Genomic DNA, 18,731 nt, shown 5'->3' with positions numbered 1-18,731 from the left:
GAAGCCACAAAAAAGTCTGTTCAACACTCTCTTGATGTGCAAACTCAAGAACATTACACCTTACAACTAGCAGATAATATTCCTGCATCTATTTTAAAAGTAAGTTTTTGGTTCTACAAAAATTTCTTCTCTGCTCAGGACTTTGGATCATGTTCTTTCCATCCTTCCTGTTCGCAATATGCAGTAAATGCGATCTCTCAAAAAGGGGTTTTTAAGGGCTATTTAATGACGTTCGACAGGTTATCCAGGTGCCATAGCCTGGCCCCTAATAAATATGAAATACACGTGGAAACAGGCTTATTATTCGATCCGGTTAATTAAATGAGCAAACTATCAATTAAATATTTAGTCATATTTTCACTAATCTTTGGCAACTTAAGCCAACAAGGCTTTTCACAAGATATCTTTAGTGTAGATGCAAGCAATAAATATGCTGACTTTTTAATTCATAAAAGAGACTTTAATAAAGCAATTACTGAATATGAGAGGCTTCTTTTTCTTGACTCGGGTCAGATGTTATTTTACAAACACCAACTAGCCTATTGCCATTTTAAACTAGGGAATACGGAAGCTATACTGAATACTTTTAACAATAAGCCTGATAGCACAGCTTCACAATTAATATTTCTAAGCTACATTAGACGCAGAAGTTTTGACAAGGCAGCTCATGTGCTTAATTCTGAAGAATTCATATTTAAAACTCCTTCAGCTCAATTCAACAAGGCCATACTAAGGTTTTACCAAAAAGAGTTTAGCAAGTCAGAAATATTATTTTCAAATGACTTTAATAACGACTTCTTCAACTCGAGAAGTCAGCTTTTTACTGAGCTGATACATGACACTCAAAACTTCAAACTAAAATCACCAGTATTAGCTTTAGGGCTTAGCTCTATTATTCCGGGATTGGGAAGAGTGTATACAAAAGATTACGCAGATGCCGCTGTTAATTTTGTTTTTATTGGATTAACGGCATTTCAGGCCTATAGAGGTTTTACTAATGATAATATAGGACAATGGCAGGGATGGTTTTATGGTGGTCTCAGCTTGAGTTTTTACTTAGGCGATTTATTTGGTAGCTATAAAGCTGCTAAAGACTACAATCAGAAATTTTATAATCAACAATTTGAAAAAGCCGATTATTATATTTTTTCTAATCTTTAATGCACTGTTTAGCCATGCACAAAGTATAGAAGAAACACTTCTTATTGCTGACAGTGCTTACGCTAAGGAAGAGTATTCAACAGCCGCATCATTATATGAAAGAGTTTTATTCTTTGACAAATCATTAAAACTCTCTGTAAATGTTTATGATAAGCTGGCTAATGCGCATTATAACACCAAGAGCTACGCAGATGCCTACTATTATTATGATTTAGCCATTAGTACAGCTCAAAATAATAATGGAGATATTAATGCCTTACTTATTAAAAAAGCAGATTGTGCCATCCGTAATAAGGACTTTTTTGACGCCCTTGCCATATCATTTGGTATTGATACAAAGGACTCAATACTAATTAGTTCCAAAAATCAAATACAGGCAATAGCTTATTACAAAACTGGAAAAATGGATAAGTCCTTTGAGTTTTTTGACAAACTCTGTTATGGATCAGGCCTTTGTAAAAGTCAGCTCAGCAAATTCAAGCAAGAGGCTATTAAACTTTACAAGAAGTCTCCAAAAAAAGCACGTATTTTGAGTATGATTTTCCCGGGTTTAGGATTTTATTATCTGGGAGAATGGAAAAAGGGATTGAATTCCACTTTACTCGTTGGCGGGCTTGGCACCTTACTGATTTATAATAGTATCAATACCGGATTTGTAAATGCAGTTTTCAATATCATGCCTTGGTATCAGAGATATTTCATGGGTGGTTACACTAAAGCTGAACTACTGGCTCAACAAAAAATAGAGAATGAGTTAGACGCGATATTACTAAATATACTCTCACTCTTTCATCAAAATTATTACACACAAAATCTTACACAACGCTAATGAAAAGGTTCCTCTCATTATTTTTATTCTTTTACGTCTGCTTACAAGTCGACTGCTCGGCACAATTGCTAAAAAACATAGGGATAGGCATTGGTACAGAAGGAGTAGCCTTTAAAACCTATAATGATAAAGCACTCTCTTATATCGGCAGAATTGGTCTTGGTGCAGGATATAGTCTGGAAAGTTATGATTTAAGCTTAAAGACGAGTCAGAATCTGGCCATTAACTTTCTGAAGTCAGAAGATTACAGAATGTATTTTGGCTTAGGATTTGATTTCTTCTATCGGCAGAACTTTAGAGCAAATGATGATGTACTCAATGCTCTAATTGAGTTTCACGCTCCTGTTGGAATAGAATTATTTCCATTTGAAAAGAAAAATTTGAGTCTGGCTGTTGAATCTACCCTTACTTTTTCTAGAAGTGCTACACTGACAGAAAACATCAGAGGTTTAATTGAACTGAGCTATTATTTCAATAGATAATGAGGCTTAGTGTATTTTTATTCGCTTCTATAATAATTATAACAAGTAGCTGTGAGCGCCTACTACCCATTCCTGCATCTCTTAAAATACCGGAAAGATGTAATGATTTCAATGCAGTAAACGACTTTAGCTTTTCATATGATGATATTTCGAGTCAAACAACTATTTCATTTAACACAGCCCACACCTCTGACCTAAGTATCTTTTATCAGTTAGAAGGCAAAAACTATTTTCTTAAATCAGGTAAAGCAAAAAGCAAAGGTTCAAATAATTTTGATATAGAAATACCCTATCTATCTACCAACTCAGATTATAAGCTACTCATTAAAGATGAAGCAGGAAATTGCCTTTGTAAGGAAAATTATAACATAAGTATACCTTATAAAGAAAATAAAAGGCAATCTGGCAAAGTCACTAGCTATCTAAAATCAAGAAGTTTTAAGAGCTTTATTCTTACGCACGATAGAAACAAATCACCCAAATCATTTTTCTTGTTAAATGAGTATGGGCATAAAGTGTGGAACCACGAGTTCGAGCAAGGACGAAGTCCGAAAGTTTTCAGTCTTTCAAAAGAAAATCACATTATTGCAATGCTAGGTGATTCCTCCAGTTTGCTATTGCCATCTGACGAGATAGTAGAAATCGATTTCAATAATGGTGTTGAGCAACGTCTCAAATATGGCGAGCATTTCAAAAAATATCTTCATCATGATATTAAAAAGGTAAATGGAAACTACCATGCTATTACCTATGATACTGCCATTGTTGATCTTTCATCAATAGGTGGTTCAGCTAATCAGGAAGTGATTGGCGATGGTATCATCGTACTCAGTGAAAATGGTGAACTTCTTTGGGAATGGTCTGTTTTCGATGTGCGTTCACCATTAACAGACCCAGCCATCCTGAAAAGAACCCACGATTGGTTGCATATGAACTCGCTCACTATTGATGCTGATGGCAATTACTACTTATCATTTAGAAATACCAGTGAGATCTGGAAAGTAGACGGCTCTACCGGAGATCTACTTTATTCTTATACCGATGATGTTTTGTCAGGCCAACATAGTATGGAGCTCATTAACCAGGAACAGCTTATTTTATTTAATAACTCATTAGAAACCAATCAATCATCAGCACTGATATATAAAATCTCACAAGGGCAAATTAGCAATTTAATGTACCAAACGCCTCTTGACCAAAGCTACTTTTCTTATGTTATGGGAAGCGCTTATTTAAATGATAATAATTTACTTTTCTGTTCAACTTCCAGCAGTAGCATTCTTTTAACAGATTTCAACGGAAATATTGAATGGAAATATGAAGATGGCTTTTTCCCATTCAGAGCATATAGTTTCAAACCCAAAGAGTTCAATTTTACCAGGTATTATGAGTAAAGAAGTTTTTATTACACATTCCGAAATTCAACTTCCTGAACCCGTTAAAATTGGTGATATCCTTCCTAAAATTCTGCCTCGGAAATATGAGGTGTTTGCCAGTAGGCTAATGAAAAAGCTGAAAAAGGAGCGTAAGCTAACTGTATTGGAAACAGATATTTTACCCGAAAAACAGATAAAAAAAGTCGATACACCTATTGGCTGGGCTCATCGGCTAAAAAAGAAAATACAGACTGCTCATGCCATAAGTTTCGATGAAATAGGATACTTTTCGGTTGCCTATAATGTATCAAGTCATCAACAGAAATTGCCCAATATAGCTTGCCAGATTGCGAATGCTATTGGTCTAAACAGAAACGTTTCACCCAAACAGTTTACTGAATACGGCTGTGCTGGCGGCCTTATCGCAATGGAAGAAGCATATCATTTCTGTCAGCAGCATGATAAACCTGCCTTAGTTTATATATATGATCATTGCACTGTTGGCGCTGATTTCAATTCTGTAAATGACCAAAATTTCAAAGATATGATCAAGTCATATCTATTGTTCTCCGATGCTGGAAGTTTTGTTGTTTTAATGAATAAAGCATGCATTAAACAATATGGTATTTCAAAAATGATCAGAATTAAAAGTATACTAAATACTTTTGAGCACGCTGATATGCTCAACCTCGATCAACAAGGCATGCACTTTGAAAACAATACAGCTCAGCTATTACCTCAATTAGTTGAGGATAAGCTCATTTCACAACTCAAAAATGAAGAAAATTTCAACATTTTAGCGCTTGAAAATTTTTGCAGCCACACCGGAGGGCTCCCTATCCTAAAATCTTTTCAGCAATATTTTAAGTTATCCGACAAACAAATGAAATATAGTTATCAGACGCTGGCCGAGTTTGATAATGCTAGTGCCGCAAGTCTATTTATCACACTACATTTAATGTGGCGAAATATCGGTTCAGTAAAAAAAGACAGATTTGAATGCGAAAGCCTGGCCATTGCCTTTGGCTCAGGAATATATATGGGTGGAATGGTACTAAATCACAATTAAATGGGAGTAGGTAAAACATTAAGGTTATTAAAGAGCACCGTTGGTGTCAGAAAAAATCATTATTTCCTATTTCTATTTATTTCGCTGAATAAAAAGCTAGTCAGATTAGGTTTAAACCAACGCCAATTTACACCTACCAACCCTATCTTTCTCATTGGTCATTTAAGAAGCGGCACAACCTTTCTTCACAGATTACTTTCAAAATCCACGTCCCTATATGCTATGGATCTGGAAACAATGATATTTGGTTCCGGTCCATATCATCAATTTATTAAATCAATAGCCGGAAAAAAGCTTAAAAACATCTCCTTAGACAAGGTTTATGACCCTAAAATTCACAAAACAGCTTTTGAACTTCCAGAGTCGGATGATATTGCCTTATACTTTCAGGAATTCAGGGGTTTACTTTACTGGATTTATTTCCTCGCATGGAGTAATTTTTCTTCAACATCTGAACTCAGAGAAAGTATTTTAAGCACTGTTAACGATAAAAAACTAATCACTAAACAAAAGAAGATATACGCTTCGAAAATAAAAGATACCCAACGCTTTATATCGAAATCTTTCTTTGGCATATTTCATATTGAAGATAGCCTTAAGATGTATCCTGATGCAAAATTCATTATACTTTTTCGTGACCCGAAAGAAGTAATCCCTTCTACGCTCAGTTTGGAAATAAACATCCAGAGAACTTTAAATGATTTTGATAATCAGCCCAAAGCATTGCAGGAGCGATATATTAAAAACCTATATCAGGAAGTACTTTTATATTTTGAGAAACTCTATAAAGTGTATCATATAGAGCATCCCAATCTATTCAAACTAAATTACGACCTACTTATAAGTAATTTTGAAGAGGTCATGCATGAACTATCAGACTTCTTAGCTTTAAAAGATGACACAGGTTTATTGAAAGCGATAGAGAGTCAAAGAAAAAAACAGAAGCAATATCAATCGGCACATAAATACTCACTGGAAGAGTTTGGGATAAGTGAAGCCCAAATAGAGCAGGATTTCCATTTTTACTACACACTTCTCAAAAATTAAAATGTAACAACAGTTACAAACTTGAGTAGTTATTAAACCGTATCTTCGCATAACTATTAATTAAAAAGAATAAATATGAGTCATAAAAATATTGATGCCGCAGAATTTGACAAACTGTCAAAAGAAGATAACACTGTAGTGTTGGACGTAAGAACCCCGGAAGAAGAGGTAGAAGGCTTTATAGAGGGAGCTACCCAAATAAACATTATGGGGCCTGATTTTGCTGATAAAATCAAAGAATTAGATAAGGATAAAACTTATCTAGTGTATTGTAGAAGTGGCAATAGAAGCGGAACTGCTTGTGGTTTTATGGCAAGCAATGGCTTTGATAAGCTTTACAACCTAGATGGTGGAATCCAGGCCTGGAACGCCTATAAAAGCTAATTAAAATCATGGCAAGTTTTGCTGAAATATTAAAAGGTGACACACCAGTGCTGGTAGATTTCTATGCAGACTGGTGTGGACCCTGTAAAATGATGGCTCCTTATTTAGAGGAGGTTGCTTCTAAAATGAAAGGAAAAGTAAAGGTGCTAAAGGTTGATGTTGACAAAAACCAACAGGCAGCCGCCAAATTTCAGGTTCAGAGTATCCCTACCCTCATACTGTTCAAAGAAGGACAAATTAAATGGAAGCAAGCAGGAGTGGTTGATCCACAAACCATCATGCACAAAGTTGAACAACTCGGATGAAAGATTTTAAAAAGTTACAGTTTCCTATAATCACAGTACTTACTATTGGCCTTATGCCTTACACACCTCCCCATATTGTGGGTAAAGTAGAATGGGTATTAGGAGGTGCAAAGGGCATGCAGCCAATGGATTATTTTGATCTCGTTTTGCATGGCGCTCCATGGGTTTATCTCATCATTATGCTGATAGTTGTTATCACTTCTAAAGTAAAGAGTCAAAAAACCACTTGATATATAGAATGAAGCTTTGCTATTTTAGGCAAAATTCAATCTATGTTTTTCATTCTTTCAAAAACAGTCAGCTTTTTATTGATGCCTGCTACTCTAATTGGTTTAAGTTGGCTGGCATACTTCATTTTAAAAAGATGGAGATATAGAAAATACCTCGCTATTCTTGGCTTTGTCCTTTTTATCATCTTCACTAATGATTTTCTGGCAAATGCTTTATTAAAAGCCTATCAAAAACCTGTAAAGACTCTTAGCCAGGAAGATCATTTTACTTATGGAGTATTACTAACAGGTATGACTAATACCCTAAAACTCCCGAAAGATCGGGTTTACTTTCATCAGAATGCTGATAGAATGCTTCAGAGTATTAAGCTTTTTTATGAAGGAAAATACGACACACTACTAATTAGTGGTGGTGGAGCAACTGCGCTTAGAAGTGATTTACAAGAAGCACGGGTGCTAAGCAGTTATCTTGAAAGTATTAATTTCCCAATGGATAGAGTGCTTATAGAGGATAAATCCAGAAATACAGTTGAAAGTGCGCAAGCGGTAAAAGAAATGATTAATTCAGATGAAGTACTTTTAATTACGAGTGCCTCTCATATGCCTCGCGCCAGTGCCGTGTTTGCTAAGCAAGGTTTGAAAACAGTTACTTACCCAACAGTGTATTTTACCAGTGATGAGCATATAAGCCCTTCTATGTTTATACCAAGTGTCGATGCGCTGTTTAAATGGCATATACTGTTCAAAGAATGGATGGGTATGGCAGCTTATAAAGTTGCTGGCTATATATAAAGAAAGCCATCAGTTTCACTGATGGCTTTTAGTTTATCAATATTTGAGAATGATTACTTTATTTTAAAAGTATCTTCATCTAAATCAGCATTCACTTCGGCAGATTTTAACTCAGCAGTCATCGGGAAGCCCTGATTGATATTCATCTTTTCTGGTACTTTGATACCATCCACTTCTTTGTATGACTTTATTTCTGTAGTACTGGTCATTGACTGTCCGTTAGGACCTTCATTTGTAACTACTGACTTAACCTTCAAGCCTGACTCTGCATCAAAATACTGAGTAGAAGTTTTACCAGAAGGCATTGTCACTTTTACTCCATAAGCTGTTTTACCATTAATATTCTGAGCTCCGGCCAATTCTATTGTAACCCCTAGTTTATCATAATTTAATTCAGGAGTAACTTGAGCATCAATTGGTAGATCTTTTTTATCTTCTTCACCAACAGGCACATTCTGGCCTTGCTGAGTAATCTTAACATCAGAGCCATCATAAACTGTACTCATGAAATTCATGCCCATCATAGTGATAGCCTGCTTTGAAGCCTTGTTATTTTTTACACTAGTCAAGGTTAATTTCTGACCTTGAACAGAAGCTTCATAAACAGTTTTGATGTTGATAACTCCTTCCAGCGCTTCTTTACCGCCAATAGCTTCAACGTACTTGTCAATGATATTTTGAGCTGTTATTCCCTCTGGTATTTTTACTCTGTCATTAGGGTCATACTGTACTCCATATCTATCAAAGTATTTCACCTCACCAAACTTACCTAATGAAGCTGCTATATCAGCACCTTTACCTACTACCAAAATGTTGGCGTGGCCAGGCTTAATGTATTTCTGTGCCATTGCCTTTACATCTTCCAATGTAACAGCATTTACATTTTTCAAATAGTTAGTGTAATAATCTTCCGGTAAGTTGTACTTGGCCGTATTAATGGCAAAAGAGGCAACAGTTTGCGGGCTCTCAAGTGATCTGGCAAAACTTCCTATAATTGAAGCTTTAGCAGCGTCAAGTTCCTTTTGTGTAACACCTTCTTCTTTTATTTTAATAAGCTCGGCCATAAATTCGGTGATGGCACTATCAGTAACTTCATTTCTCACACTGGCTGAGGCAGTGAAGTTTCCTATTAGCTCATCAGAACTTAAAGAAGATCTTGCACCATAAGTATAGGCTTTGTCTTCTCTAAGATTTTGCATCAAACGAGATGAGAAACCTCCTCCTAAAATTTGGTTTAGAACTCGTGCTTTGATAACATCTGCATCACCAATTTCTAATTCAACTGGGTAAGTCACATTAATAACTGATTGAACAGAAGCTTCTCTGTCAACCAGAGCAACATATGTTTCTTCCGGTGCTTTTGGTGTTTCATATTCAAACGATGGTACTTCATTAGCCTCCCATGATGAAAATTTTGACTTTATTAACTTCTTAGCCTCTTTCGGAGTGATATCTCCTACTATCGCTAAATAAGCTATGTTGGGCTTAAAGTATGTTTGATAGTACTTTTTGCAATCCTCAAGCGTGATGTTCTCAACGCTTTCTTCTGTGGTAAACTCACCATAAGGATGATCCAGCGAATAATTTAATACACCTCTTACATCAGAAGCAATAGAATTAGGATCATCTTTTGAAGCTGCTAAGCCAGACAAAGTTTGCTTCTTTAGTTTCTCTAATTCTTCTTCAGGAAAAGCAGGGTTATAAAGTACATCAGTCATTAAATCAAGCAACTTATCCTTGTGCTTTGTTAATGAAGAACCGAACATTCCCGTTGAAAATGCGCTTAGGTTAGCACCTATGAAGTCAATTTCTTCATCAAGCTGAGCTTTAGTTCTGCTTTCAGTTCCACGCATCATCAGCTGACCTGCAAAGCTCACATAACCAGCTTTGTCGCCTTCCAAAATGGGGTCTCTATCTAATGATAAAGAGAAAGCTACTCTCGGCAATTTATGATTCTCAACCACATATACCTTTAAGCCATTTTTTAGCTCGAAAGTGTAAGGTTTAGCAATATTAATTTCTTTTGGTTCTGCTGGTTCAGGCGCCTCTGTTCTATCAACCTGAGCCACTGCTGTTGTCCCAATAAGGGCAAATAGCATTAAATATATTAATCTTAATTTCATCTGTTTAAAGCTTTTTAGTTGATGGATTTATTATTGATTGTTTTCCTGAGACTTTGGTAAGTAGTATAGCACTACTCTATTTTCCTCAGTAAGATATTTTTTAGCAACACGTTGGATATCCTCTCTGGTTACCTTCATATATCTCTCAATCTCATCATTGATTAAAGCTGCATCACCATAATAAACATGGTAATTGGCAAGACTCTCTGCAATACCTGTCATGCTGCTATTACCAGATACAAAATCATTTTCAACCTGATTTCTTACCTTTTGGAATTCTCTCTCAGAGATAAGTTCATCTTTTAATTTCTGAATTTCTGCATCCATAGCTTCTTCAAGCTCTTTTACACTTCCACCAATAGTAGGCAGTCCGAATAAAAGGTATAGGCCAGGATCTTCTGATGAAAAAGGAATAGCTACTACTTGTAGTGCCTTTTGCTGTTCATCAACTAATGATTTGTACAAACGAGCACTTTGCCCACCTGAAAGCACTGTGCTAAGCATTTCTAAAGCGTAAGAATCTTCAACACCTTGAGCCGGCATGTGATAAGCCTGAATTACAGCTGGTAACTGGATATTATCATATACTGTATCGCGTACTTCTTCCTTTTGTTCAGGCTCCACAATATCTGGTCTTGGAACTTCATTTCCGCCTTTAGGGATATCAGCAAAGTATTTCTTTACTAATTCTTTAGCCTCCTCAGTATCAATATCACCTGCAATTGAAATAGTAGCATTTTCAGGCACATAGAATGTTTCATAGAAATTCATGAACTCATCAAGAGTAGCTGCATTTAGGTGATCTAATGAACCGATTGTTGTCCATCTGTATGGATGCTCTTTATATGCTCTTTTTGCAATTTCAGCTAGTATAGAACCATAAGGTTGGTTATCAATTCTTTGACGCTTTTCTTCCTTAACAACTTCTCTTTGCGTCTCAACACCTACAGTATCAATTTTCGCATGCATTAATCTTTCAGACTCTAACCAAAGGCCAAGTTCTAGCTGATTTGAAGGCAGTACTTCATAATAGTAGGTTCTATCATTTGAAGTGTTAGCATTATTTACTCCACCAGCATTCGTGATATATTTATCGAATTCTCCTCTATCAATATTTTCAGAGCCTTCGAACAATAAATGCTCGAAAAAATGAGCAAAACCTGTTCTTTCAGGATTTTCATTTTTTGAGCCTACATGGTACATAACAGATACTACTACAATAGGTGTAGAGTTATCTTGATGCAGGATTACATGGATACCATTATCCATATCAAATTCTGTAAATTCAATCTCCCTTTCTTGGGCGTAGGTTGTTAAACCTATTAAAAAAAGACAGATTGCTAAAAATTGCTTTCTCATCATTTTAGATTATTTAGGTTGTTTATAAAATAGTTTATTGGTTATTCATTAATCGTGAAGCTTCTTTAATAGCTCCTTTGCCTCATGCCATGCCAAACGCGGACCAAATTTAGTTACCACAACAGAACTGGCCAGTGAAGCTAATTTACCAGCATCGGCAAAGCTATGGCCATTGGTAATGGCGTACATAAAGGCCCCTGCAAACATATCACCAGCACCATTGCTATCGACAGCCTGAACAGGATATGGCTCTATATCAATGAAAGTGTCACCATCAAATATTACAGCTCCATTTTTACCTTGTGTGATAGCAAATCGTTTGGCTACTTTCTTCAGTTCTTCTCTGGCTTCATTTATAGTTTCCTTGCCGGTGTAAAGCATTGCCTCTTCTTCATTACAGAACAAAAGATCAACCGATGCACCAACTACTGATTCCATTTGTGGTTTGAAGTATTTCACCATACTTGGATCGGAGAATGTAAGGGCTACTTTAACATCATTGTCTTCAGCCATTTTCTTAGCCTGCTTCATGGCATCCAAGCCAGTATCAGAGGTTACTAAATAACCTTCCAGATAAAGATATTTTGAGTCCTTCAGGGCTTCTTCCTGTATTTCTTTTGAAGATAAATCAGAAGTGATCCCCAAATAAGTATTCATAGTTCTCTCAGCATCAGGCGTTGTCATTACCAAGCATTTACCAGTTATACCTGAAGGTGCAGTTTGCTCTGTTAAATAGGTATCTATACCATTAGATTTTAAATCCTTTAGGTAAAATAAACCAGCAACATCATTGGCAACTTTACAGCTGTAGTAGCTTTTACCACCAAATTGACTTGTAGCAATCACCGTATTAGCCGCAGATCCACCACATTGCATATCTTCTTCCTTGATGTTCATAGCTGTTACCAGTTGATGCTGTCTATCTTCCTCAACAAGCGTCATAACACCTTTTTCTACTTCATGATCTTCTATAAACTGATCACTAACTTCAGTAACTATATCAACCAGGGCATTCCCCAGGCCATAAACATCATACTTCTTTTCTGACATCTTCTTAATTATTAATCTTAACTTTTTAAATATATAATCTTAATTATGGTGCAAACTTACTGATTATCTCTGAATTTGGAAGCCATTTTTGGATAGTCGGTTATTATTCCATCTACTCCCATTTCAATAAGTCGCTCAGCTATTTTTTCTTTGTTTACAGTCCAAGGAATAACCTTTACGCCCTTTTCATGAAGTCTGTCTATAGTAGCTTGATCTATAATAATGTGATAAGGACTATAAATTGCTGGTGTAAAGCCTAAATAGTTAAACTGCGAATCAATATCAGTACTCGACTCTACCAATGCAGCTAACGGTACTTTAGGATATTCCTTATTCCAATACTTTAATACATCAAAATCAAAAGATTGAATATTCCATTTGTCCTTAGGATAGTTTACTGAAAGCACCTCATAAACCAGCCTGCTAAACAAAGGGATTTCAGGATGAAAAACTCCCTGATTACCACCTACGTACTTGATTTCAACATTTAAATATGGAAGCTCCATACCCTGAGCTTTTGCATAATTTTTGACTTGATCAAGTACATCCTTAAGCAGAGGCTTGGCTACTTTCATTTTATCCTGATCAGGAAAGTTTGGGTTTCCAAGACTTCCACAATCACATTGAGCTATTTCCTCATAAGTCATCTCATATAAATTCCATTTCTTCTCATCTTCCTCTGCAATAGCATTACCCGCTGTATCCTTACAGATTAAATGGTTTAAAAATGGTTCATGCGAAATTATCACCTGGCTATCTTTAGAGATTACAACATCCATCTCCAAAGTATTCATTTGATTATCCATAGCAAACTTAAATGCGGGCCACGTATTTTCGGGATAGTTACCACGAGCACCTCTATGCCCTTGCCAGTCAATTTCAGTTTTCATTTCTTTTTGCTGAGTACATGAGGCAAATAGAAGCACTAAAGCTAGTAAAAGGTTTATTCTCATTTAATTAAAATTTAAGGTTGATACACTGCTATCTCAAAATTAAGATTATAATTGTAATTAAATCATCTCATCTCGGCTTTCATCATGTACGATCGCATTAAAAAGTATATCTATTTCTTTCAACTAGCTATTAAGGGTACTGATGAAGATTTAACCACAACCAGCATCAATAGAGCCATAGTACTTTTATCAATACCTATGGTGCTGGAAATGATTATGGAGTCATTATTTGCTGTGGTTGATGTTTTCTTTGTCAGCCAGGTTAGTACTAATGCCGTAGCAACTGTTGGCCTGACAGAATCCATCATCACCATAGTGTATTCTTTAGGCATAGGACTAAGTATGGCTGCTACTGCTATGGTAGCCAGAAGAATAGGTGAGAAGAAACCTGAAGAAGCTTCAAAGACAGCCGCTCAAGCCATCGTTCTAACAATTGCTATATCTGCCATTTTAGGCATTGCAGGTTATGTATTTGGTGAGGAGATACTTTCTTTAATGGGAGGTAGCGATGAATTAATAGCTGAAGGTAAATGGTATACAAAAATAATGTATGCCAGCAGCGGAGTAATCATGATGCTTTTCCTGATCAATGGAATTTTTAGAGGTGCTGGAAGTGCCTCTATTGCCATGCGTGCGTTGTGGATTAGCAATATTTTAAACATGCTGCTTGATCCTCTCTTTATTTTTGGATGGGGTCCTATCCCAGAAATGGGTGTTACAGGTGCAGCAGTAGCCACAACCATTGGTAGATCAGTTGGAGTAATTTATCAGCTCACACAACTACTCAACAAGAAAGGTATCATCAAAATATATAGCCATTACATTAAACCTCAGTTAGCTATTATCAAACGTATTATTAGCATAGCTTCAGGTGGTGTAGGTCAGTTTTTAATTGAATCAGCTAGCTGGATTTTCCTGACTAGGATTATGTCTCAATTTGGGAGTGAGGCATTAGCAGGTTATACTATTGCAATCAGGATTATTGTTTTCACCATTCTTCCAAGTTTCGGTATTAGTAATGCTGCCGCAACCTTAGTGGGCCAAAACCTAGGTGCCAAGCAACCAGAAAGGGCTGAGAAATCCGTTTGGCTCGCGGCTCGTTATAATGTAGCCTTTCTATTTACTGTTTCCATTATTTTCTACCTTTTCACTTATGAAATTGTAGGCTTCTTCACAGACATAAGTGCCGTAAAGGCTGAGGCAATTAAAGCTATCCGCTTCATATGCTTTGGCTATATTTTCTTTGCATATGGCATGGTGGTAAGTCATGCGTTTAATGGAGCAGGAGATACTAGAACACCAAGTATTATCAACTTTGTGTGTTTCTGGTTGATTCAGATTCCACTTTCATATGTGCTGGCAAATGAATTAGGTTTCGGAACCTCCGGGGTTTATATAGCCATAATATCATCTTTTTCACTTTTGGCAGTGATATCGATAATATGGTTCAAAAAAGGTAAATGGAAACTTAAAGAGGTTTAGCCCTCATAAATAGGGAAGGCTACTTTAAAATTAGCGCCTTTACCGTGTTCGCTCTCAACCCAAATCTTGCCTTCCATTTTGTCTACCATCGTCTTTACAATGAAAAGACCTAATCCTGTTGACTCATCTGTACCGATTGGCTTAGCTGATAGTTGCTGGTATTTTTTGAATAATCTGCTCTTGTCATCATCTGTTAAGCCAGGGCCATTATCTTTCACAGAAAAAATCAGTTGATCGCCTTCTTTGAAAACTTTATAGTTTATCTGACTTTCAAAAGGAGAAAATTTAATAGCATTAGAAACCAGGTTGTCAACAATTCTCTTAAGGTATGTTTTATCAACATGAACCTTAATAGTATCATTAGGTACTTCTGTTATAAAAATAATATTCTTTTTTGCTGAAAGCAGCTCATAAGGAACCAAATTTTCATTAACAAAATTTTGCACCCCCACTGGTTCAGGATTGTACTTTTTATCATCAAGAACCATGTTACCAGTAGATAGGAAACCTTTAACTATTTGAAGGCCATCAGCAACAATTTGCTTGATAAGGTTAATTCTTTCTACTTGTTGATCAGAAAGATTCTCCTCATTATCACTTAGTAAAAGTTGAACTATGGTATAAACTTTTGCGAATGGCGTTCGCAAGTCATGAGTAACTTTACCAAGAATATCATTATCATCATACTGTTGAATAATCCTTGATTCCTCAGCCTCTAAATCAGTAATACTCTTGGTTGTTGACTTAGTCTGAAACTCAGTAAGGTTGGCATTTATTTCATCATAAGCTACGTTAAGAGTTCTGAATAAGGAGTTTAAACGCTCATTAGCATAGTATAGCTCACTTACATTATCAAAAACCCAAAGCTCACCTTTTTCCCCATTAATCTGTACTGGTTTTTTAATAACCTTAAGTACTAGTTTTTCAAATTTCCAAATCCAGTCTTCTCCAAAACTTGAAGGGAATGCACCCATAGTGGTGAGCATATTGTTGCCGATAAGCTCCACCTCTTCACGATTAATCACCTTATCTTTAAGCTTATTAAGCTGCTGGGTAAAATCCTTATTAGGAATTAATCTTTCGTTGCCTACATCAAAAAGCTTTGAAGATTCCGCATTAAACCACGTATTGCCAGCCTCAGATTTAAAAACTATAGCTTGAGGCAACTTATTAATAACTTCAGAATAATTGTTAGCGGTTGCTTTAACATTAGCTGAGGTATGATTCAAATAAAATAATTCCAGCAGCCTTTGATGCACTAACTCCTTCACACTAGAGCTTAGCGGTTGCTCGTCAAACATTTGACCTTTTGAAATACCCACAAAATAATAATGAGTATCAACTGAAACAGAAAATATTAACTGAAACTTATTTACCAGAAAAGGTTCTTCTAATGAAACAACATCAAATAACTTGGTCTTAATCGCATCAAGCTCACCATCGAGAGCAACCTCTTCTTTGATGGATTGATCCTCTTTATTCCAGAGTAAATTATTCTTCCCATCCATTTCCAATATCCAGGATTCACTACCCTGAACTACTTCCTTAAGCAACTCTGACAAGCCAATAATAGCAGAAAAAGCATTACCACCAGTGCGAGTCACACTGCTTGCCCTCATTATGTCGAGCAAAATTTCTTCTCCTTCGATAGGCAAATGCGTTATTTGATTGGTTTTATAATCCACTTTAGCTAACCCTCTAAAATGTTTCGTCTATGAAAACATAGCAAATATACATTTTTTTGATCATTTTATCGAAAATCAAAGGGCTTATTCATGGATGATAAAGCACAGCATATAGAAAGCTGAAAATGAGAACCTTATACTTAAGGATACTTACCACTTATGAGATCGGTGATAAAAACCAATTTCTTTCGACTCTGTTGCTTAGTCAATAAATACCCGAGGCTTTCATCAAAATAGATGGCATCGTACTTTTCCGGTAAGATGGAAGTTCCAGTCTTATCAATCAGCTCATACTGATTGTAGCGTTCTAGTAAAATATAGTTTTCAATTATTTCTATGCTGGTGTAAGTGGGGTAGCGTATAATAGAGCCGTTGGCAGTTGCCAGCCCCCATTTTGATTTCTCTTTTAGTAGGTAATAATCACCCTGCTCAACAATTGAATCATAACGCATCTCAATAACTACCTCTCCTAATTTATTAATTAAACCAAACTTTCCATTTTGAGAAACAACTGCAACCCCACTTTTAAAAGAAGCTGCAAAATCATAGTAAGGCTGAATTTTAAGAAACTCTTCATCATTTACATAACCCCAGTTTTCTCCTATTTGTACTGCTGCATAATCGTCACTAAACAATTTCACCGAAGTATATCTATTGGCAATTCTGAGTTTGCCATTAAAATCTATAAAGCCGTAAGCCCCATCTTTAAAAACCGGAAGAAAGCTATCCGTTGTTAAGCCAATTGAATCGTAACCACTTACTTTAAACCTAAAGTCTCCATAGCCATTAAAATACTTCAGCGAATTTTCATCTTTGATCAACACGCCTTGCCGATTTGAATCATAATAATCACCCTTGGTATATTCCATAATTGGCTCTCCCTTATGGCTGACAAGTCTTACTTCACCAGAAATATTTGTTTCAATAACATGCTTACCTTTTATCAGATAATGTAAATCTGCTTCTTTGGTAATTTCCGGAGTAATGATTAATTCTTTCAAATATGGTGTAACAGCCCAGTAGATATTTTCTTCGATTAACTCGATAGCTTTATAATGCGGAGGTATCACCCATTGCTCAAGTGAGTCAATCACTCCATATTTTGACCTAAAGCTTACTATGAAGTTGGAATGCTTATCAGTATAGATTTCATCGTATAACGGATTGACCAGTGGTTCTAATTCGGTATTATAAATCCCCCAATAACCTTCCACCTGGGCATGAACAGAGTGGTCAAACAATTCAAAACCATCTACCTTGATAACTTTTCCTTGCTTATTCCTTATACTGTAGAATTGACCTCCATATTTCTTTTGCTGAGTGATAAGGAAATTTTCATTCATTTCTATAATCCTTCCTAATTGCTCTTTTTGCTCAGTACTTTCTTTGCTGATCAAATAATTGCCCGCTTTTGATTGAACGATAAACAGGTTTCCAAAAGATTGAACAATTTTACCTGAGTAGGCCTTGCTTACTTTATTCAAGTTTATATCGGATACAAATGAATGACATTGAAATATCAGGCTTAGTGAATCTTCATTAAGGAAGTAAATAGAATCCGCTTTTTCATTGAGTATTTTCTCGCCTGACTGGTCAAAAACGATCCATTGGTCCATTGGAGTTACTTCAAGTACCTTACCATCGTTGTAGCTTATTTTCTTGTATGCTATTGGTAAGAGGAGTTTACCTTCCGTATTAAGTAACCCTTGACGGCCCTTGCTAAAAACAACAGAAACTCCATCTTTAAAGGCCGTAGCACTATCTAGTTCTGTTAAAATAGGAGTTTTAATATTGGCTATATTAATAAGCTCTTTTTCTCCTTCGTAATTGGTTAAGGCAAAAACATCATGACCTAAATAATTAATTTGGAAATATTCAAAAGGAATAATTGCTTTCCCCTTCTCGTCTAATACGCCATACTTAATTTTATTATCCGATCGAGAAGCTGCAATTAGAAATTCACCGGCAGGAATTAAATTCCTAAAAGTAAATTCAACCTCCATCTTTCCATTAAGATCAATTAGACCATAGAAATTAGTCTGTGAATATTTCCCTCTTATTCCAGCAACCAATAACTCATTTGTAAATGGAATGAGTCTGGTATACTTTGCTGGAGTAATTTCCTCAAAATCTTTACTGAACATGCCCCAATGACCATTCTTCTTATATGGAATTAGAGGTAACTTGATACTATTAGGGTTACTTTCCCAGCTCAAAGCTTCAAATTTCGCTGGCAACAAGATTTCACCTCTGCTATTTTTTATTCCTTTCTTGCCAAATGATTCAAATAGAATAAGACTTGAATCACCCATATAGAGGTGCTCCTGATTTAAAGCTGAGGCTTTAAAAATGAACGTGCTTAGAAAAATAAATAATAGTATTTTGCGCATACAATCTGCAAAAA

The 18,731-nt window shown here is 35.9% G+C and carries 18 protein-coding genes; 12 read left to right on the top strand and 6 right to left on the bottom strand.

Translation table 11 applies throughout. The features are described from left to right. The first annotated feature begins 36 nt into the window (after positions 1–36). From yidD to JKP34_RS03890, 11 genes are all read left to right on the top strand, one after another. Positions 37–321 (top strand): membrane protein insertion efficiency factor YidD, encoded by a 285-nt coding sequence (yidD, locus tag JKP34_RS03940; RefSeq protein WP_201917914.1) that lies wholly within the window; start codon positions 37–39, stop codon positions 319–321. Further along, entirely contained in the window at positions 322–1,161 is an 840-nt protein-coding gene (locus JKP34_RS03935; protein WP_201917912.1) for a tetratricopeptide repeat protein, read from the top strand. After that, positions 1,124–1,990, top strand: a complete 867-nt coding sequence (locus JKP34_RS03930) for a hypothetical protein (RefSeq protein WP_201917910.1) — start codon at positions 1,124–1,126, stop codon at positions 1,988–1,990. Before JKP34_RS03935 ends, JKP34_RS03930 begins: the two co-directional genes overlap by 38 nt. Next, on the top strand, positions 1,990–2,472 hold the full coding sequence (locus JKP34_RS03925; RefSeq protein ID WP_201917907.1) for a hypothetical protein: 483 nt from the start codon (positions 1,990–1,992) through the stop codon (positions 2,470–2,472). Before JKP34_RS03930 ends, JKP34_RS03925 begins: the two co-directional genes overlap by 1 nt. Then, positions 2,472–3,866, top strand: a complete 1,395-nt coding sequence (locus JKP34_RS03920; RefSeq protein WP_201917905.1) for an aryl-sulfate sulfotransferase — start codon at positions 2,472–2,474, stop codon at positions 3,864–3,866. The genes JKP34_RS03925 and JKP34_RS03920 overlap by 1 nt, the downstream gene beginning before the upstream one ends. Then, complete coding sequence (locus JKP34_RS03915; protein ID WP_201917903.1) at positions 3,859–4,917, top strand: beta-ketoacyl-[acyl-carrier-protein] synthase family protein; 1,059 nt, start codon at positions 3,859–3,861, stop codon at positions 4,915–4,917. The genes JKP34_RS03920 and JKP34_RS03915 overlap by 8 nt, the downstream gene beginning before the upstream one ends. Continuing rightward, positions 4,918–5,964, top strand: a complete 1,047-nt coding sequence (locus JKP34_RS03910; protein ID WP_201917901.1) for a sulfotransferase — start codon at positions 4,918–4,920, stop codon at positions 5,962–5,964. A 75-nt stretch (positions 5,965–6,039) separates the two neighbouring features. Beyond that, positions 6,040–6,348, top strand: coding sequence for a rhodanese-like domain-containing protein (locus tag JKP34_RS03905; RefSeq protein WP_201917899.1), 309 nt, complete (start codon positions 6,040–6,042; stop codon positions 6,346–6,348). Positions 6,349–6,356: 8 nt separating this feature from the next. Next, a complete protein-coding gene (gene trxA, locus JKP34_RS03900; protein WP_201917898.1) occupies positions 6,357–6,653 on the top strand; it encodes a thioredoxin in 297 nt (98 codons plus the stop codon). Beyond that, on the top strand, positions 6,650–6,883 hold the full coding sequence (locus JKP34_RS03895; protein WP_201917897.1) for a hypothetical protein: 234 nt from the start codon (positions 6,650–6,652) through the stop codon (positions 6,881–6,883). The genes trxA and JKP34_RS03895 overlap by 4 nt, the downstream gene beginning before the upstream one ends. 42 nt (positions 6,884–6,925) lie before the next feature. Next, entirely contained in the window at positions 6,926–7,675 is a 750-nt protein-coding gene (locus JKP34_RS03890) for a YdcF family protein (protein ID WP_201917896.1), read from the top strand. Positions 7,676–7,728: 53 nt separating this feature from the next. On the opposite strand, the gene JKP34_RS03885 is transcribed toward JKP34_RS03890, so the two are convergent. Genes JKP34_RS03885 through JKP34_RS03870 form a run of 4 tightly spaced genes read right to left on the bottom strand, consistent with a single transcriptional unit; the run spans position 7,729 to position 13,160 of the window. Continuing rightward, positions 7,729–9,798, bottom strand: a complete 2,070-nt coding sequence (locus tag JKP34_RS03885) for a M16 family metallopeptidase (RefSeq protein WP_201917895.1) — start codon at positions 9,796–9,798, stop codon at positions 7,729–7,731. Positions 9,799–9,828: 30 nt separating this feature from the next. Then, positions 9,829–11,160 (bottom strand): M16 family metallopeptidase, encoded by a 1,332-nt coding sequence (locus JKP34_RS03880; RefSeq protein WP_394368656.1) that lies wholly within the window; start codon positions 11,158–11,160, stop codon positions 9,829–9,831. Between the two features lie 45 nt (positions 11,161–11,205). After that, complete coding sequence (locus JKP34_RS03875; RefSeq protein ID WP_201917894.1) at positions 11,206–12,207, bottom strand: adenosine kinase; 1,002 nt, start codon at positions 12,205–12,207, stop codon at positions 11,206–11,208. Positions 12,208–12,263: 56 nt separating this feature from the next. Beyond that, on the bottom strand, positions 12,264–13,160 hold the full coding sequence (locus tag JKP34_RS03870; RefSeq protein ID WP_236664884.1) for a glycerophosphodiester phosphodiesterase family protein: 897 nt from the start codon (positions 13,158–13,160) through the stop codon (positions 12,264–12,266). 84 nt (positions 13,161–13,244) lie between these two features. Here JKP34_RS03870 and JKP34_RS03865 point away from each other — a divergent pair, with 84 nt between their 5' ends. Continuing rightward, positions 13,245–14,642 carry an MATE family efflux transporter gene (locus tag JKP34_RS03865; protein ID WP_201917893.1) on the top strand — a complete coding sequence of 466 codons (1,398 nt, stop codon included), beginning with the start codon at positions 13,245–13,247 and terminating at the stop codon, positions 14,640–14,642. Here the strand turns inward: JKP34_RS03865 and JKP34_RS03860 are convergent. Both JKP34_RS03860 and JKP34_RS03855 read right to left on the bottom strand, forming a co-directional pair. Continuing rightward, a complete protein-coding gene (locus JKP34_RS03860) occupies positions 14,639–16,297 on the bottom strand; it encodes a sensor histidine kinase (protein WP_236664883.1) in 1,659 nt (552 codons plus the stop codon). The two genes, JKP34_RS03865 and JKP34_RS03860, sit on opposite strands and share 4 nt — an antisense overlap. A 170-nt stretch (positions 16,298–16,467) precedes the next feature. Beyond that, positions 16,468–18,717, bottom strand: coding sequence for a WG repeat-containing protein (locus tag JKP34_RS03855; protein ID WP_201917889.1), 2,250 nt, complete (start codon positions 18,715–18,717; stop codon positions 16,468–16,470). Positions 18,718–18,731: the final 14 nt, after the last annotated feature.

It is taken from the genome of Marivirga atlantica (assembly GCF_016734805.1).
GTDB classification, from domain to species: Bacteria; Bacteroidota; Bacteroidia; order Cytophagales; family Cyclobacteriaceae; genus Marivirga; species Marivirga atlantica.
The sequence above is the reverse complement of the archived record's forward strand: the minus strand, read 5'-3'. Positions and strand labels throughout refer to the sequence as shown.